Annotated in this window: 18 protein-coding genes; 4 read left to right on the forward strand and 14 right to left on the reverse strand. The window is 36.3% G+C overall.

Going from position 1 to position 18,656, the window contains the following annotated elements; translation table 11 throughout:
- Positions 1–95: 95 nt before the first annotated feature.
- From HZY91_RS07690 to galE, 7 genes are read right to left on the reverse strand one after another with little or no spacing between them, the layout of a single operon-like run.
- Positions 96–860 carry a glycosyltransferase family 2 protein gene (locus tag HZY91_RS07690; RefSeq protein ID WP_197115698.1) on the reverse strand — a complete coding sequence of 255 codons (765 nt, stop codon included), beginning with the start codon at positions 858–860 and terminating at the stop codon, positions 96–98.
- 10 nt (positions 861–870) lie between these two features.
- Complete coding sequence (locus HZY91_RS07695; RefSeq protein ID WP_197115699.1) at positions 871–1,911, reverse strand: hypothetical protein; 1,041 nt, start codon at positions 1,909–1,911, stop codon at positions 871–873.
- The gene (locus tag HZY91_RS07700; RefSeq protein WP_197115700.1) at positions 1,886–3,211 is read right to left on the reverse strand and encodes an O-antigen ligase family protein; all 1,326 of its coding nucleotides are present in this window, start codon (positions 3,209–3,211) and stop codon (positions 1,886–1,888) included. Before HZY91_RS07700 ends, HZY91_RS07695 begins: the two co-directional genes overlap by 26 nt.
- 17 nt (positions 3,212–3,228) lie before the next feature.
- Positions 3,229–4,641 (reverse strand): lipopolysaccharide biosynthesis protein, encoded by a 1,413-nt coding sequence (locus tag HZY91_RS07705; protein ID WP_197115701.1) that lies wholly within the window; start codon positions 4,639–4,641, stop codon positions 3,229–3,231.
- Positions 4,642–4,650: 9 nt separating this feature from the next.
- A complete protein-coding gene (locus tag HZY91_RS11155; protein ID WP_197115702.1) occupies positions 4,651–5,814 on the reverse strand; it encodes a glycosyltransferase in 1,164 nt (387 codons plus the stop codon).
- 30 nt (positions 5,815–5,844) lie between these two features.
- Complete coding sequence (locus tag HZY91_RS07715; RefSeq protein ID WP_197115703.1) at positions 5,845–6,693, reverse strand: hypothetical protein; 849 nt, start codon at positions 6,691–6,693, stop codon at positions 5,845–5,847.
- 31 nt (positions 6,694–6,724) lie between these two features.
- A complete protein-coding gene (galE, locus tag HZY91_RS07720) occupies positions 6,725–7,744 on the reverse strand; it encodes a UDP-glucose 4-epimerase GalE (protein ID WP_197115704.1) in 1,020 nt (339 codons plus the stop codon).
- A gap of 183 nt (positions 7,745–7,927) precedes the next feature.
- Here galE and HZY91_RS07725 point away from each other — a divergent pair, with 183 nt between their 5' ends.
- Genes HZY91_RS07725 through HZY91_RS07740 form a run of 4 tightly spaced genes read left to right on the forward strand, consistent with a single transcriptional unit; the run spans position 7,928 to position 11,050 of the window.
- Positions 7,928–8,380 carry a flavodoxin gene (locus HZY91_RS07725; protein ID WP_197115705.1) on the forward strand — a complete coding sequence of 151 codons (453 nt, stop codon included), beginning with the start codon at positions 7,928–7,930 and terminating at the stop codon, positions 8,378–8,380.
- 14 nt (positions 8,381–8,394) lie between these two features.
- Positions 8,395–9,636, forward strand: coding sequence for an aminopeptidase (locus tag HZY91_RS07730; RefSeq protein WP_197115766.1), 1,242 nt, complete (start codon positions 8,395–8,397; stop codon positions 9,634–9,636).
- Between the two features lie 23 nt (positions 9,637–9,659).
- Positions 9,660–9,929, forward strand: coding sequence for a hypothetical protein (locus tag HZY91_RS07735; protein ID WP_197115706.1), 270 nt, complete (start codon positions 9,660–9,662; stop codon positions 9,927–9,929).
- 11 nt (positions 9,930–9,940) lie between these two features.
- A complete protein-coding gene (locus HZY91_RS07740) occupies positions 9,941–11,050 on the forward strand; it encodes a glycosyltransferase family 4 protein (protein WP_197115707.1) in 1,110 nt (369 codons plus the stop codon).
- 35 nt (positions 11,051–11,085) lie between these two features.
- Here the strand turns inward: HZY91_RS07740 and map are convergent, their stop codons facing one another.
- From map to HZY91_RS07775, 7 genes are all read right to left on the reverse strand, one after another.
- Entirely contained in the window at positions 11,086–11,838 is a 753-nt protein-coding gene (map, locus tag HZY91_RS07745; protein ID WP_197115708.1) for a type I methionyl aminopeptidase, read from the reverse strand.
- A gap of 49 nt (positions 11,839–11,887) precedes the next feature.
- Positions 11,888–12,712 carry an acyl-ACP thioesterase domain-containing protein gene (locus HZY91_RS07750; RefSeq protein ID WP_197115709.1) on the reverse strand — a complete coding sequence of 275 codons (825 nt, stop codon included), beginning with the start codon at positions 12,710–12,712 and terminating at the stop codon, positions 11,888–11,890.
- Between the two features lie 85 nt (positions 12,713–12,797).
- Positions 12,798–13,040: a GlsB/YeaQ/YmgE family stress response membrane protein gene (locus HZY91_RS07755; protein ID WP_197115710.1), complete on the reverse strand. Its 243-nt coding sequence runs from the start codon at positions 13,038–13,040 to the stop codon at positions 12,798–12,800.
- A 150-nt stretch (positions 13,041–13,190) separates the two neighbouring features.
- The gene (locus tag HZY91_RS07760; RefSeq protein WP_197115711.1) at positions 13,191–14,333 is read right to left on the reverse strand and encodes a glycosyltransferase family 4 protein; all 1,143 of its coding nucleotides are present in this window, start codon (positions 14,331–14,333) and stop codon (positions 13,191–13,193) included.
- 105 nt (positions 14,334–14,438) lie between these two features.
- Positions 14,439–15,719, reverse strand: a complete 1,281-nt coding sequence (locus HZY91_RS07765; protein ID WP_197115712.1) for a DEAD/DEAH box helicase — start codon at positions 15,717–15,719, stop codon at positions 14,439–14,441.
- A 67-nt stretch (positions 15,720–15,786) separates the two neighbouring features.
- A complete protein-coding gene (locus HZY91_RS07770; protein ID WP_197115713.1) occupies positions 15,787–16,797 on the reverse strand; it encodes a Gfo/Idh/MocA family protein in 1,011 nt (336 codons plus the stop codon).
- 26 nt (positions 16,798–16,823) lie between these two features.
- Positions 16,824–18,527 (reverse strand): M3 family oligoendopeptidase, encoded by a 1,704-nt coding sequence (locus HZY91_RS07775; protein ID WP_197115714.1) that lies wholly within the window; start codon positions 18,525–18,527, stop codon positions 16,824–16,826.
- Between the last annotated feature and the right edge of the window lie 129 nt (positions 18,528–18,656).

The following is an 18,656-nucleotide window of genomic DNA, read 5'->3' on the forward strand; positions in this document are numbered from 1 at the left end:
TATGATAGGTAATTTATAATGGCTTAATTTTTTACCTCAATCAAATAAAAATAGAGATCTATGAATGTAATCACAGATCTCCACATAACTTTTTATTAAATTCTCCGCTTAATAGCTTGAAAAATATAATGACTAAAATAATAGAGACACTCTATTAAAGGCAATTTTTCAATATTACGATACGTATTCCAAGTTCTCTTGATAGCTCCCCATTTATTAGACGAAATAGAGCCTTCAACTTGGCGATAATAATTCAAAACTTGATCTAAACCATAGGCTATCACAGCTCTTTCACGCATCAACATTAACCAAGTTGCAGTATCTTGTCCTTTTCGAACGAGTGGCATTCTAAAATCACCTAATGCGTCCCTATCAATCATCACAGTTGAGCAAGCAATCGCTGTATTTTTGAGTAACCCATAATAATCTAACCGTTCAGGTAAAACAACAGATTCCTTGAGTATCTCTCCACTCTCATTAACCAAAGCAAAGTTGGTATAAGTAAATAGATAGTTCTGCTTAATCATAAATGCCAATTGCCGAGAAAGTTTTTCACGATGCCAACAATCATCACTGTCAATAAAAGCAATAAAACGTCCTTTTGCAATGTCCAATCCCTTATTGCGTGCTTCTGCTGCTCCTAAATTTTCTTTTAAACTTATTAACTTAAACCGCGAATCAATTGCTACATATTTTTCAATCATTATTCGACTATTATCTTGACTACAATCATCCACCAAGATTAATTCCCAATTTTGATAGGTTTGTTGCTGAACACTCTTAATGGTATCCTCTATAAAGCGTTCTGCATTATAAACAGGAGTTATGATTGATATCAAATTATTTTCTTCTGTATACATAAATAACTCCTTATATGATATGAATAATTTTTACCTGAGCAGGATATAAATTCGCCAACTGTCGCTCACGATGATACCACGCTTTATCCGTTAAGTGGCTTTGAATTAAAATAACAATTTCATCTAATCGCTTTTCATTCTTATAGTCTGACAAGCTACAAAGTTGGTTATTAAATGAATGGTCTGGATCCCCTTTACTCTGTTGGCGTAGAACGACTCGTTCAATATTAGTAGGTGTTTGAATAAGTTGCTCTAAGCTCTTATCCTCTTTACCATGTTGACTCATAAAGTGATGATCATGGTAATCCCAAGCATAATCAAAGGCATAAATAATTTTCTTTTTGCCTAAATGAGACAAGAAACATAGTAAGGAGGTTAAGGCCGTTCCAATCATTAATCCCAAAATACCGTATATAAAATGGCTTTTTGCTTCAGCTGTTCGAAAAGGAGTCAACGTTTCTTGGCTCGGCACCTCTTCGGTTAATTCAATCGGAATTACTTCTCCCTTTACAGGCTCTTGGACAAAACTAATTTTATTAGGTCCTAAAAATGGTAGCTCTTCTTTTCGCATCATATCTGCATATGCTTTTGCAATTTTCAAATTGTCCTCAGTTTTTTTTCCTACTAAGAAGCGCATCGTAATGACATTCGAGGAAGCATCTCTTATACCAGCTAATCCCCCTCTAAATTCATTTGTTTTATACATTTCTAATTGCTTTTCATATTCTAACCACTGACCAAACTGGATACCCGTTTTTTGTTCAATTTCTGAAACTATTTCTGGCGCAGAAAAATAAGCATCAAATAATTCTGCCGTCGTAAAAATACTGCCATCTTCCATGGTCACAACAATCTGAAAAGATGCTGGTTCTTGGCTATAGATTTCTGATAATTGTTGATAGGCTTCTTGATTATCTCGATATAAAAAACGATTAATAAAATAGCGCCCTCCTACGGTCAAAACAGATACGATAACTGCTCCCATCATAATCCGCCAAAAATAGTCTTTAAAAAAACGCCAAAATTCACTTACAATAGTTACTAAACTCATTTCTTTCCTCCTCTGTATACCGCAGGTTCCCCACAAGATAGTAAGACTGATCTATCACTTTAATAAAAGCGATGATTAATCCAAAAAATACCCAATGCCATTCAATCAACATATTGTTCGCACTTGTTATACTAGCAAAAATAAAAATAAATAGAAAACCTAACAAGATATAGGCAACCTGAGCTAATTGCCCATTTGCAAGCGAAATTTTTTTCAAACGAAGCATCAGGCTGTAATATCCCCAAACATATAGGAGAAAGGCTACTATACCATTACTCACCAGAATTTCTAACCACCAATTATGCATATTGGTAATAATATTTGTTGGCCAAAACCCTCTAACTTCAGCCCAATGCTCTACATTCCCAGACCCAACCCCTAGTCCAAAAGTCTCAACTAAGAAAAGTAAGCCATTCCGCCAAATATTTAAACGTTTTGTATCTCCAGATAAGGCTTTCGCTGGACCACCAAAATAAATAATTGAAAATATTTTTTCTCGTATACTAGGCAACAAGAACAATAATAGCGCCATTGCTAAGCCAGCTATACTCACCATCCACCAAAACTGCTTCAAAGTAAAATCTATTTTTAATGAAACAATGCTTAAATATACTGTAAATATCAGCATACATAGCAAGGACATTCTTGATCCGCTTTGGAAAATCAAAAAAGCTGCCAACAAGTAATGCACGAGATACATCAATCTAAAACTGAGCTTTCTAGAAAAAGTATACAAAATCATACAAACAGCTAGATAGGCTAGGAGCATCGTCGCATAATCATTTTGATTAGCAAATGTAGTAATAGGGATCCGTGTCCAAGGTTGACTAGCAAAAGTTCCATATTTATCTAATAATTCCAAATCAGCGAATAAATAATGATTAGTCAAAATTTCAAGATAGCCCCATATCACCAAAAGAGTCATCATGAACCACGAAGCCTGGATCAGGCGTACCCAATCTTGTATGCGCTGTGTCCAAAAGTATAAAGCCACAATGCTAGAAATTCCTACGGTCATTAAAAAAGTAGCTTGTATCCAAGAGCTAATGTTTTCTGCCCATAATCCTGTGATGGTTCCGATTAACCACCAAACAAGATAAACCCATAGCATCCTGGTCGCATGAGATTTAGCCAACAACTTAATTTCGGAATGCTTCCAAAAAATTTGAAGAGCTAAAACGATCAAACTCCCTATCGCTAATACCCTGTAAATAGTTATTTGAGCAATAGGTGTCGGTATCGCTAAAATTTGGGATCCTAGGAAAACACTCATTACTAATAATAAAAGATATCCAAACATGAGAATCCCCCCTTTTACTAATTAAAATCCCATTCTTCTGGTTGCTTAATAATTTTAAGCGTATCTTGAATCGTTGAAAACTGAACTAATAGGCAACCAATTCCAATCAGAAAAGTCATGATCAGTCGATTATCCATATTTACAGCATTAATTATTGAGGCAAAAAGCATCAAGAGAATAGTGAGAAAATGCTTACGTTGATTAAAATAAAAACCTGTTCGACTGGAAAAAAAAGTCCTCGCTGTATAGAACATGATATACGCCCCACAAGAAGCCGCAGCAGCTCCTAATGCACCATATTGTGGAGTCAACCACAAATTAAGTCCAAAGCTCGGTATCAATGTTAGTACACTTACTACTATATTCAAATAAGTCTTTCGAGAGAAAACAATCCCAAGCGTTGTTGTTTCAGATAAAGTATACATAATATGCGGGAAGCTTAACAAGCCTAGAATATATTTAGTAGGTTCATACTGCTTACCTACAACTAACATGACCAGTGGACGAAAAACTAAAATTGCGAAAAACATGCCGGTTAAAATAAATAAAAGAGCATCTGAAATGTACTTAAAATGTTTTATTGACTTCTGCTCTTCATGCCATCGATAAGCAGTCGGTGTCCAAAATGTAGCAAAGGCAGTCTTTAAAATTCCAATGACATTCACAATTCCAATTCCTGCCGAATAATAACCTAATTCTGTTTTATTTGATAATGTTTTCAGCATAAAATTGTCTGCCAAGTTTAAGACTGAGTTTAAAGACATAGCAAGCATCAGAGGAAATCCAAACTTTAATAATTTCAGGAGCAAAACTTTATCTAAGTTAAAACCGATTGGATTTAATAAGTCACGATAGCGTATAAATAATAGCCCATCTCCTAATAATTGACCTACTATCATTCCTAAGACAATCACCCTAAAATCTCGTACTCCCAAGAGAACGAATCCAATTGAGACAATAAAAATACTTAATTTCAGCAAAATAGTAAAAGCTGAATATTCTTTCGCCTTTTCTTGCATCCGAATCGACAGCAAAACAAATCGTTCTATAATCATCGCTAAAAGCATCCAGCCACTTAAAATAATAATATAGCCATATTTGCTATCTTCAAACATCCACATAGAAAGTTCTTGATTAAAGAACATCGCAATTAAAGCAAAAATTGATCCCAAAACAAAAGGGATCAGGCTTGCTTGTTGAAACAAATATTTCTTGTCTGAAATTTGATGAAACTCACGTGAAAAACTCTGATCTAAACCAACATAAATAAAATTTGGTAAGTAAAGCATCAAAGTGCGATAAAGTCCCGAAACACCATATTCATCTGGCAACATCAATCGTGTCAATATTGGAATCTGAATAATGGAAATAAGCGCTCCAATAATGGGTCCCATAGAAAATCCCATTAAACGTTTTAAAAAATACTTCATACCCTACCTCTAATCTAATTGATAATGGTTTAATTTACCGTCTAACATTTGTCGAAACAAGCCACAAGCTGCTTGATTAGAAAAGGCTTTGGATTCGATGACGTGGCGTCGTTCTTCTTGACTCACAACCGCTGTTCGGTTCCCTTTAATTAATTCAAATAATTCTTGAATCCAAACACTGGGTCCTTCTTCCAAAGCAAGTCGCTCAACCAGCCCAAATCCCAAATCCACTTCATCAGTAACTGCATGACTCACCAGAACAGGTACTCCAGCAGCTTGAGATTCAATCGTCACCGTTCCAAAGCCTTCCGAAAAGGAAGGTAAAACGATCGCATCTAAAGCCCCTAATACATCATAAATGGGAGATACTCTCCCAAGAAAAGTGACAAATGCAGCAATCCCCATCTTTTGCACTTGCTCTTTCAAAGCATTCTCTAAGCGACCACTTCCTATTACAAATAGATGAATCGGCTGACCTAATTCCACACTTTTTTGAACCAGCTCAAAAGAAAAACGATGATTCTTAACAGCTTCCAAACGCCCAATATGACCCACAAAACAATATCGTTCTCCAAATTGCTCCTGCCATTTATTTTGAATCATTTCTTTATTTCTACCACTGTTAAGGAATGGCTCGTGATCAATACTATTAGGAATTACAACGAAGGGCTCATGTTTTTTCAAACCATACAGTGACTGAATAGCCACTCTGGAACACCCAACCGCTTGACTAGAGCATTTACGGTTCACCATTCTACTCACCTTTTGTTCTACCCCCTTATAAAATGGAGACACCTCACTTTGATACTGGTAATGAGCGTGAATGTAGAAATGCTTTTTCAAATGATTCAAATACTCTCTTACTAAATAATAATAAGCCAAAGATCTATAACCTGAAATATGACAATAAACCGCATGATACTCTTTTCCCTCAATCGCACCAACGAAAGACTGTTGAAATTTTCGCCAGCCTTCCCTTTTCGGATTCAATAGATATCCGACTTCTCCTCCGGTACTTTCAATTTGCTCCCGAAAAAAATCAGGAACAGAATCATAGGTCACAACATCAAAAATCAAATTTTCATTTTCTGCTGCTAGAGATAAATTATAAATAAAAGAAGAAATTCCGCCTCCAAAAGAAGACATAATATGCAAGATTCTTTTCTTCTCCACTATAATAACCTCCTTCTATCAAAATCTTGTTTAATTATAAATGACTGCCAGCTGTTCCGATAGCTTCTCAAAGTCTATCTCTCCCTCTTGATTTGTATCATCAAGCGACATCATCTCTTCTTGCTTAAAAAGGCTTGCAAGCCAAATTTCTAAAACTTGTCTAAACGACAGATTCGTTTTCACGGCGCCTTGTAACAATGTTAAATTTTCAACTAAAGAAGGAATATTCTCCCAACTAAAGATAAGAGATACAATTTTTTCAAAGGAACAACACTTTAGCTCTTGATTAGTTTGATCGGATAGAAATTGTTTAGTTAACAAATTGTCTGGTGATCGCTTAAACTGTTGTTCAATTTGGTCAAAATCAACAATCGCAATAAAATCAACTGCATGCTGTGTTAAACTTGAGAACAAATGATTTAGCCCCTGAATCCCTTCTTGATGAAAGAGATCGCCAATAGTCTGTTGTTGATACTGATCACCCTCAATTATATGATCTATTATCGTATCGGAGTCAAAATTCAACCTCAACATTTGGCCTTTTCTTGGAGACCATGAATACCAGCTGACACATGCTAGTTCTCTTTTGCCTATTCGCCCTGCATCTGGATAAGCATAACCAAGAATAATTCCTTCAACCGCAGGATCAGAAAGACTAAAAAGGCTCTTATTATAGGCTTGTTTCATAGAGTCTTCCTCATCCAAATTCACAATATCTTCACTTAAAAATCCATCTATCGGTTGATAAGCCTGCTTTATATGTTGAACTTGGTTTAACAACAAAGAGCCAGCTACCACTAATATAATCATTATAATAAAACAAGCTAAAATCCTTTTACTAAAAAACAGAGACTTAACTGCCCTATTCTTCCGACTCATGGCTACCTCCCCTTAACATCCCCATGACCACTTATAATTCTTCATAGCCATTAGGGTTCAAGTTCTGCCAATGCCAAGAATCTCTACACATATCAATGATATCCTTATCTGCCGTCCAAGATAAAACTTTTTTAGCTCGACTTGGATCAGCGTAAGCACTCGCAATATCTCCGGGTCTTCTCTCAACCACTTGATAAGGAATATCAATCCCATTCGCTTCTTTAAAAGCTTTAATAAGATCCAAGACACTGCAGCCTTTCCCAGTTCCTAAATTATAAATAGCTACTCCCTGTCGATTAAGGTTATCTTCAATAGCCTGTACATGACCTTTGGCTAAGTCAACCACATGAATATAATCCCTAACACCCGTACCATCTGGTGTCTGATAATCATTTCCATACACCTGCAACATCGAACGCTTGCCGATAGCTACTTGCGTAATGTAAGGCATTAAGTTATTAGGAATCCCTTGTGGATCCTCTCCGATCAGACCAGATTCATGTGCCCCGATTGGATTAAAATAACGCAATAAACTTACCGACCACTCTGAATCAGATTTTACAAGATCTTGAAGCAGCTGCTCATTTACAACTTTAGTATAACCGTATGGATTACTAGCCGATGAAATAGGCATCTCTTCTACAAATGGCACCGGATTGTCTTCTCCATAAACCGTTGCGGAGGATGAAAAAATAATGTTTTTTACCCCATATTGTTTCATCATTTCAAGTAATGAAATTGTTCCACCAATGTTATTATGGTAATATGCCAAAGGTTTGGCCACTGACTCTCCGACTGCCTTATAGGCTGCAAAGTGGATCACTAACTCAATATCATGCTGATCAAATACAGTTGACAGTGCCGGTTGATCCAAGATGTCCGCTTCATAAAAAGTAAAACTCTTGGAGGTAATGCTCTTAATACGCTTTAAAACCACTGATTTACTATTTGAGAAATTATCGACCACTACCACTTCATAATTATTATCTAATAACTCAACAACGGTATGGCTACCTATATATCCTGCCCCACCTGTCACTAAGATTGCCACGAAACCATCCACCTTTCTTATAACAGAAATCACTGGCTCTCATTATAGCATAATTTTAAAAGAGGATAAGCGACTTCATAAAATCTTCTATAAAGGACAAAAAGTTAATTGAATTCCACAATTAGTAAGAAGTTTGCTATAATTATCACGACAAATAAGCTAATAAAAAAGGAGGTACAAGAAATGGCTGAAGCTTTAATTGTATTTGCAAGTTTAACAGGAAATACCGAAGAAATGGCAGATATTATTGCAGAACGTTTAGAACAGCATGGTGTGACGACCGATGTTGTGGAGGTATTACAAGCAGATGCTGAAGAATTATTAGAATACGAAGCAGTCTTAATCGGATCCTACACTTATGGCGTCGATGGTGTTTTACCTGACGAGATGCTTGATTTCTATGAAGATATGGGACAATTAGATTTATCTGATAAAGTGTTTGGAGTTTTTGGATCAGGTGACACATTCTATGAGGTATTCTGCGCTGCTGTTGATCACTTTGAAAAACAATTTATTAATTGTGGTGCCCAACAAGGTGGCACATCTTGTAAAATTAATCTCAATGCTGAGGAAGAAGATATCATAAAATTACATGCCTTAGCAGACGGAATTGCGGAAAAATTGAAAGCCAAATAAGAAAGAAGGACACTATCATGCTAGAAAATTTTGATCATTTATTACAAAAATATGCTAATCTAATTATCCATAAAGGAATTGCTGTCACAAATGGTGACTACGTCTTAATAAATAGCGACATTGATCAAGCTCCCCTTGTACGCTTAATCGTTCAAACAGCCTATCAAGCTGGGGCTGAATCAGTAACTGTTAACTGGGCTGATGACGACCTAACCCGTCTCAACTATCAGTATAAAAGCGAAGAAGCATTGACTAATATCCCACAACACCGAATTGATGAAGGTCATTACTTCTTAAACAAAAAAGCTAAACGAATTGCTTTACGATCAAGCAATCCAAATGTCCTCAAAGGCATCGATCCTGCAAAGATTAATTCAGCTCAACGCGCTGCTTCTGAAGCTCTAAAAGAAGTTAGAATCGCTACTCAGGCAAATCAAGTTTCTTGGATTGTCGTTGCTGGAGCTGGAGCTGAATGGGCAAAATTAGTATTTCCTGATTTAGCAACCAACGAAGAACAAATCGATGCTCTTTGGGATCAAATATTTAAGACCACTCGAATCTACGAAGAGGATCCGATTAAAGCATGGGATGAACATGAAGCTCGACTCAACGAAAAAGCCAACTTTTTAAACGAAAAACAATTTGATAAACTTCATTATACAGGTCCAGGCACAGACTTCACAGTTGGTTTACCTAAGAATCACATCTGGGAAAGCGCTGGTTCCTATAATGAAAAAGGCGAAAAATTCATTGCAAATATGCCAACTGAAGAAGTATTCACTGCACCAGATGCACGAAGAGCCGAAGGCTATATTTCTTCTTCTAAGCCTCTTGCTTATGGTGGAAATGTCATAAATGAAATGAAATTTCACTTTAGCGAAGGTAAAGTAACAGAAGTCTCTGCTAAAGAAGGAGAGGAAACACTGCGTCAACTTGTTGAAGAAAATGATGGTTCTCGTTCATTAGGAGAAGTCGCTTTAGTTCCTCATCAGTCCCCTATCTCCCAATCAGGCATCACCTTCTTTAACACCCTATTCGACGAAAATGCGTCTAATCATTTGGCTTTAGGACAAGCTTATGCTTCATCCGTTGAAAATGGAACCAAAATGACGCAAGATGAACTAAAAAAAGCCGGTCTCAACCGCTCAAATGTTCATGTCGATTTTATGGTTGGAAATGCCGACATGAATATTGATGGTATCCTTGAAGATGGAACGATTATCCCAATTTTTCGAAACGGAGAATGGGCAATTTAAATTAAAGCTAGGAGGTAGTTAGTATGGTAAATCAAAATGATTTCAATTCAACTATTGAAAAAGAAATTACCAAGCAACTACAGGAAATCGATCGCCATGTTGATCGCACAGGTTGGCCACTCTTAATTGTTGGAGTCAGTATTTTCTTTCTATTAGTTTATCTTTTTATTACAGTCTTTAGTATTCCAACAAGTGAAGAATACCACGGTAGTCAAGCTGCTATTACTGAGCGGATTGATTCACTCGAACAGCGAATAGACGAACTAGAATCAGAAATCGAATCATTGAAATAACGGAGCATATTATGAGACTATTACATATTAATTCATATTTTTCAACTTCTGGTCTCTTTAGTCAACTATATGATCGTCAGGTGGAAATGGGACATCAAATCCAAGTTTATGTTCCAATATCCCATCAATATCCACAAGAAAAAATCGCTGCTAAAGGATCTTACACCACTATCAGCCGGTGCTTTAATCAAATAGAACGCTATGTGTTCCCAATAAAGCACAACAAAATTTGGAAAGATTTAGAAATGAATTATCATTTCGGAGACTTAGACCTTGTACACGCCCATTCCCTTTTTTCAAATGGTTGGTTAGCTCGTCAAATTTATTTAAAACATAATATTCCTTACATCGTAGCCATACGAAATGCTGATGTTCGCACTTTTTTTGAGCGCGCCCCTTGGTTAAGAAAAATTGGCCTAGATGTGATGCGAGATGCCCAAAGAATTATTTTCATTTCTCAAAACGCCTATAATGAAGTCTACAATAAATATGTGCCTCCCAAAGAATATGCTAGCCTAAATGAAAAAACGCAGGTCATCGCAAATGGCATCGAGGATTTCTGGCATGAAAATCAATATACCAAAAAAATAACTGAAATTCACCAGCCTTTGAGATTTGTTTCTGCGGGTAAACTAACAAGTGGTAAACGTTTTGTTGAACTTGCTGAAATGTTAGAAGAATATGCTCGTATATATGGCCCAGTTGAGCTTCATATAGCAGGACCCTCATGGGATCCTAAAGTTGAAGCCCAGTTAGAAAAATATTCTCATGTACATTATCATGGCCCTCTATCTAAAGAAGAAATGCGGAATTTATACCGCAAAATGGATATTTTTATCCTACTATCCTATCCAGAAACTTTTGGACTAGTTTACCCAGAAGCCATGAGTCAAGCTTTGCCGGTTATTTACACAAGAGGAGAAGGTTTTGACTCTTTCTTCAAAAATTATCAAGTGGGTGTTTCAGTTGATCGATTTAATCAGATTGCTTTAAATGAAGCCATTCAATACATCTGTAAATATTATCCACAAATATCCAAAAACGCTTCGCAAGGAATATCCTACTTTAAATGGGATCGAATTGTTAAAGAGTATGAAAAGATTTATCAAACAGTTTCATAGAAAAAAGCTACCCTTAATTTCTGGGTAGCTTTTTTCTATAGTTCTTGCTCAGTCATAATGATAGGCCCTTCTTTTGTTATCGCTAAAGAGTGCTCATATTGGGCACAATAGCCGCCGTCACGAGTCCGAGCCGTCCAACCATTTTTATCCATTTTCATTTGCCAAGTTCCTGTCGTTACCATCGGTTCGATCGTAATCGTCATTCCTTCACGAAGCCGTTGGCCTTTTCCTTGAATCCCATAATGAGGGATACCAGGATCTTCATGAATAGTCGGGCCGATTCCATGACCTATAAAGTCTCGAACCACCCCAAACCCTTCACTTTCAACATAAGATTGAATAGCATGTCCTATATCTCCAATTCGATTCCCAACTTTAGCCGCTTCAATCCCCAAATATAAGGATTTTTTTGTTACTTCAAGTAATCGTTGATGCTCTTCCGAAATCTCACCCACAGCATAACACCAGCAAGAATCAGAAATCGCGCCTTTCAAATCAACACAAAAATCAACCTTTACAATATCTCCAGCTTTTAATTGATAGCGAGAAGGAAAGCCATGACAAATCTCATCATTGACACTAGTACATGTAGCAAATTTATATCCTTCATAGCCAATTTGTGCCGCCACAGCTCCAGCTTGTTCAATTCTATGATGAACAAACCGATCAATATCAGCTGTCGTCACTCCCTCTCTGATAAAATCTCTTAAAGCTTGATGAATACTTGCTAAAATTGCACCCGATTCCATCATAGCTTTTATTTCTCTTTCTGATTTAAGTGAAATCATACTTTTCCTACTTTCTAATTAAGCTCATAATAAAACTTATATCATCTTTCTAAGACAAGCTTTCATTTCTTTTCCAATTGATAATTAAAAATCCTGCTTCTCGATCTGTTGACAAATTCTGAATAATTTGATAACTAGAGCACACCTTTACGGAAGGCTCTATTCTGAATTCTCCATTCTGATCTAACAATGAATGAAAGAGATAGGTTTGAATCGATACCTCTTGATCAAACAATAGCTCATGGCCATATTTTATCCCTAAGCTTTCGACTTGATACTCTCTCAATAAGTCAAATGGTAAGGCTTGAAGACACCAACGAAGATAAACTAAATTGTTGACATGGTTATTCCCATCAATATCTTCATCTTGGATCTGATAACCACGGTCAGAATAAATAGTCATTTCTTCAGGCAGTGAAATTTTTTCCATTCTTTGATATTGACTGGAGTCCACTAAATCTAAAGCCTTAATGCGACTATCGGGTATTCGCCCCATTTTTCTTGTTTTCAAATTAATGACAGAAAATTGAATCTGAAATTCCATCAACAAGTCTTCTTTTGATCGAACCGAAAACCATCTATCCACAAAAAAACGATTAGCATTTACTAATCTGGTTTCAATCTCAATTCGATCTCCCATTTTTGGCAATCGATAGACTTTAAAATGATTCTGGGTGATAATCCATGACAAGGGTGCTGTTAGAATGGGCTGATCTAAAAATTTATTTACTAAACAGTCATGCTCTCCAGACGTTTGTAAAACGTCTTTCATCAGCCGAGAGAAATCAAATTTATTGTCTATATCAGATAAAAAATATTCTTGTGTAATGATATAGAAAGCTTTGTACTGCTTTATCTTAGCCAAGTGTTCCATAATTCACCTCTCTAAATCATTATATCAAAAGATAAAAAATAAAACAGCCTACTAATGTAGGCTGTTTTTTTTAAAGTGCTCGAATTTATCTTGTTTGTTTTAAGATAAAGGATACAATCATAATCAATAAAATTGAACCAATTAAAGCAGGGAAAATAGCAATATCTGCCATCACTGGACCAAAGGAGAAGAATTGTCCTCCCAACCAAGATCCTAACATACCTGCAATAATATTCCCAATTACTCCACCAGGAATGTCTTTACCTAAAATAACACCAGCTAACCAACCAATAATTCCACCTACAATTAATGTTAAAATGATTCCCATAATTTTACCTTCTTTCTTAAAAATAATTATCTCAACTATGTCCTAATTATAAAACATCCTAAGCTTTCTGACCAGTAATATGCTCACCGAATATATCTACATTGACTTCATTAAAATAAAAACAAAAGAAAGCTTATCAAGTATAGCTGTTTAGTAATTGACCAGTGTCTGATTACTTCCCTCTACTTGATCAATGGTTTCGTCATAATAATTTAATAACGTTCGTGTTGCATGTTCCCAAGAATATTTTTCTGCTTCTTTTCGTGCTTTCAATCCCATTTGTTGCAATTTTAATGGACTGTCTAAAATTCTTAAAGCATCCATTAATGATTCCGTGTTTTTAGACTTAAAAATTTCTCCCGTTTCCCCAACTTTAATCTGCTCGAGTGTGGGGCCGTTTTCTGCTGCAATAACAGGAGTACCGGAAGCCATCGATTCTGAAATCACAAGCCCAAATGTTTCAGATATAGATGGAAAAATAAAAGCATCCCCCGTTGCATATGCTCTGGATAAATCTTCTCCATTTAAGAAGCCAGTAAAAGTTGTTTTGGTTCCTGCAAACACTTCTTCTAATTCTGATCTTGCAGGACCATCTCCGACAATCGCTAAGCAAACATCATCACGATACTTAAAAATTTCTACAAGTTGGTCCAAATCCTTCTCTGCTGCTAAACGCCCCACATAAACTAATAATTTTTGATCGTTTAAACCAAAAGTCCATCGATGATATAATTCAGGGCATTGATATTTGGGATGTCGAAGATCTAGATCAATTCCTCGTGGCAAAACCCCTTGAACACTAATTTGTTCTTTCAGCAATTCTTCTTTTAGACTTTCCGAAACAGTAATATTATAATCTGCAGATTGGTGCCAGTATCGAATATAATCCCAAAGAACCGGTTTAAGTAATGGTAAATGGTAATGATCCAAATAATCAGGCACATGTGTGTGATAAGATGCAATCAAAGGGATTCCCATTCGTTTGGCATATTTGACAGCCGATGTGGCCATCAAAAAGGGATTGACCGCATGAACGATATCAGGGTTAAAGTCTTCTATGATCGTTTTCATTTTTCTTGATGGGAGTCCCCACGGACGTGACTTATAAAGTGGAAACGTAAAGGTATCCATTGTCTTAACAGGAATTCCGCGATGTTCTCTTATGCCAAGATCTGGGGAAACAATCAATAGTTCATGCCCCAATTCTTTCATAATAACTGTCATATGCGCTAGACGCGTGCATATCCCATCAGTGGCCGGTACAAATGTTTCAGTTGCAATTAAAATTCTCATTCCATTACCCCTTCATTCATATCATCCTCGATCATTTAACGCTACTTCCTTATTATATATGAAATATGATGATATATTGTAAAGTTTATGTAAAGATTTTGTAAATTAGTCTTTGTTATCTTTACGTGGCATCCCAATGTTCTTCTTCCTTGCATAGCGTTGCTTTTTCTTTTTTGGGTTTCTCTTTTTTGCTGGTTTTGCAAACTGATTTTTATTAAATTTTTTATTTGAAGCCAGTATTTGTTCTGCGGGCATTTCAATGATCGGTTTTTCTTTCAATAATTTTCGTCCATAAATAATGCGTGTCTCTAATTCAATCGGACTGTTCTGCAAAATTTTCAATAAATCTCGTGCCTCTTGCTGATTAACCAGAGAAATAACGGTCCCTTCTTTTCCCATCCGACCCGTTCGGCCTGAACGATGCAAATAGGTATTCTGATCTTGAACCCTATTAAAGTGAATAATATAAGGAACATCCGTTAGATCCAAACCTCTTGACGCTAAGTCGGTTGTAAGTAAAAACTGCGTTTTTTTCTGTTCAAACATTGCTAGAGCCAATTGTCGCTCTGTATTAGAAACTTGGCTGTGAAGAACAGATATCCCTAATCCTTCATACAATAATTTGGCTGCAACCATTTCCAGTTCATTTATTTGTTCAAAAAAAACGATTGCCTGCATATCTTCAAGTTGCGATAACCGGCGGAGCTGCATTACTTTTTCTCGATTCGATGTTTCAACCAGATAATGCTTTGTTTGTCCCTCTACTTCTTCACTTCTGACTTCTACTAAAGAAAGGTTCTCTATCCGACCATACAAATAACGTTCCAAATCGTCATTTTTTGTAGCAGAAAAATAAACTCGATGAATATCCCGCATTAAACTTTCTTCAATTATTTCAATTTCTTTAAGAGTTTGACTACGATCTGCAAATAAATAATCGGCTTCATCATAGACAACTGTTTTAACAGAATGAACTTTTAACTTAGCTGTTTGCTTTATTAATTCCAGAAAACGACCAGGAGTGGCCACTACAATTTCTGGTTTCTCTTTCAATCGTTCAATTTGACGCTTCTTATTCGCTCCACCAATTAAACTCTGACACTTTATTCCGACTGCAGATGCCCATTCATCAGTCACAACATAGATTTGCTGGGCAAGTTCTTGAGAAGGGGCGAAAATAATAACTTGTAATTGATTATTGGCCTCTACATTTACCAATAAGGGCAGAAGATAAGCTAATGTCTTCCCTGTACCAGTAGGTGAGATCGCTATTAAAGATCGCTGTGTCAATAAATATTCAAAAACTCTTTCTTGAATTAAACTTGGTTTTTTAAATCCATTTTTATTCCAAATTTCTCTAAGTTCCTGAGGTAATTTTTCAATCATATATTACTCCTCCTGATAAATAGAACGGTTAAAGGTCGAAAACCTTTAACCGTTAGACTCATATCCATTAATACAACTTTGCTGATTGTCTGAGCAATTCTAAAATCTGTGTCACTTGTAAAGAAAGCTGTCGCCAATTTTCATAACGAATCTCTCTATGAACGTTCTTGGTGTTTTCAATCATCTCAGCAAAAGTCAACAACTCATCATACATTGGATTAGCTGGCTGATAATCAACCAATTGGACTTGTTCATCATATCGATTGATCAACTTTGCTTTAGTAATTCGCGAAATATCTTGAATAACAAATGTTTCTTCACCAATATAAATCTCGCTTGGTAACTGTGATTGAGCGGCCTGAGAGACAAAGATAGAAACTTGTCCCTTTGGATAGACCAAGACAACATTTCCATAGAGATCAATTTGATTCTCGTCATCAATTGCATGATAACGTACTGACTTCGGCATCCCAAATAAATCGACCGCAATATATAAGGGATAAATCCCTAAATCCATCAAAGAACCTCCATGAAATTCAGAATTAAATACATTCGGTGGTTCCCATTGGTTTTCTCTTGCTTCAATATATGTATCAAAGCGTGACGAATATCTCCCTATATTAAAGTTAGCCCCCACAAAAGGATGAGTATTCTCTTGCAGCTTTTGTTTAATAAGAGGCCGCAATCGGCTATAATTCCGACTGTGATAATGCTTGACTGCTTCAAAAACATATACTTGATGGCTATCTGCTGCATCATAAACTTCATACCATTGAGCAGAAGAGGTAAAGATAGGCTTCTCAACAATTACATGCTTGCCAGCCTGAACTGCTTGAAGAGCTTGTTGAGCATGAAGTGAATTGGGACTTGCAATATAAATGACATGAATTTCAGGATCAAATAAAATATTGTTAAGCTCATTGGTATAATAATCTGCTTGATGTTCTTTAGCAAAATGTTTTGCCGTATCAACATGCCTTGAATACACGGCTTTCAAATGATAACGTTGCGTTAATTTTGCTGCTTGAATCATTTGCTTCGTAATCCACGAACTACCAATGGTGGCATAATTTAGCATGGTAAATTCCTTTCCACTTTAAATATCTAATTTTTTAATTGTTCTTCATCAATATTAGTTAAATATTGGTTAATACTATCAAGCGTCCCCTGCAAGCTTCCTTCTTTAAAAGGTGAATTCAAACCTGCTAACTCTACAATTTCAGTAAAAGTTTTAGTTCCTCCTGCTTTACAGATTGACAAATAATCATGCCACGTGTTGGGATCATGATCAATTTGACTTCTCTTCCAAAATTGAAAAGCACATACTTGCGCAAGTGTATAATCAATATAGTAGAAAGGAGAGGTAAAGATATGAAGTTGTTTAAACCACCAGCCTCCCTCTTCATAAAAAGGATTCGTATCATAGTTTTTCCATGGATTATAAACTTTCTCTAAACGCCGCCAGGTTTGACGTCGTTCTTGAGGAGTCATTTCAGGATGTTCATATACTTCATGTTGAAAGTGATCTACTAGAACACCGTAAGGTATAAATAAAATGGCATTAGCTAAGTGTTGATATTTAAACTTCTCGATTTCTGCACCAAAGAATCCTTTCATCCATGGCCACGTTAGAAACTCCATTGACATTGAGTGAATTTCACATGACTCTAATGTCGGCCAAACAGCTTCTGGTGTTTCTATCCATCGTGATTGATAGACTTGAAAAGCATGGCCAGCCTCATGCGTTAAAACCTCAACATCTCCAGCAGTTCCGTTAAAATTAGCAAAAATAAAAGGTGCATCGAAATTTGGGATATACGTACAGTATCCGCCTGAGTTTTTCCCTGCTTTAGACTCTAAATCCAGCAATCCGTTATCTACCATGAAATCAATAAATTCGCCCGTTTCGGGTGATAATTCATGATACATTTTCACAGCCTGTCTAACGATTTCTTCTGAACTTCCTTCAGGTTTAGGGTTACCGTTAGGAAATTGCAATGCTAAATCAAAATATTGTAGATCCTTATATGCCAATCGCTCTTTTTGACGCTGTATTAATTGTTGAGCTAGTGGAACCACATTTTTTTGAACTTCTTGACGATAAACTTCAACATCTGAGCGATCGTAATCTAAACGAGCCATTCTAGCATAGCCCACCTCTACAAAATCTTTGAAGCCAAGTTCTTTAGCAATCTGATCACGAGTTTTAACCAGTTGATCATAAATACGATCAAACTCTTCTAAGTGAGCCTGGTACCAATCAGTAATTAGTTCTGACGTTTCTTGACGCTCTTTGCGATCAGCTGACTGAGTAAAAGCAGCTATACTTGACAAATTATAAGTTTTCCCTTGATATTCAATCTCAGCAGAAGCTTTCAGCTTACCATACTCTGATACCAAACGATTCTCTTGTTGTAACAACGGAATAATTTCACTTGAGAAAATTTTTAATTGGTTTTCAGCTAATAAGAAAAAGGTATGTGGCAAATGCTGCTCAATTTGTTCTCGCAATGGGGACTCTAACACAGCACGATAATATTCACTAACCCACTCTTCAATAATAGGAGTCTGCTCATCCCAAAAATCTGTTTCCTTCTCATAAAAATCGTCTCGTGTATCTACCGAGTGACGAATTGAAGTTAAAGTAGAAGCTGTTTCGATCTCTCTTTGCAATTCTTGCACTTTTTTAATTGCTGATAAAGCTTCTTCATTATCATTCGCCTCTCGGATTCTTTTGACTTGCGCTGTAAATGTCGCTTGCACCTCTTGCATATCCGGACGTTGATATTCATATTCATTAAATGTCATGATCTCACTCCTTAATTATCTGTAAGCATAGTATAGCATAGGTCGATTCAGAAAGGACTGATCATTTTCTAAACTTTTAATAAAGAATTTGTTATAATAAACGTGTTTATAAAGGGAAAAAAGGATACA

Source organism: Facklamia lactis, assembly GCF_015863205.1.
GTDB lineage: Bacteria > Bacillota > Bacilli > Lactobacillales > Aerococcaceae > Facklamia > Facklamia lactis.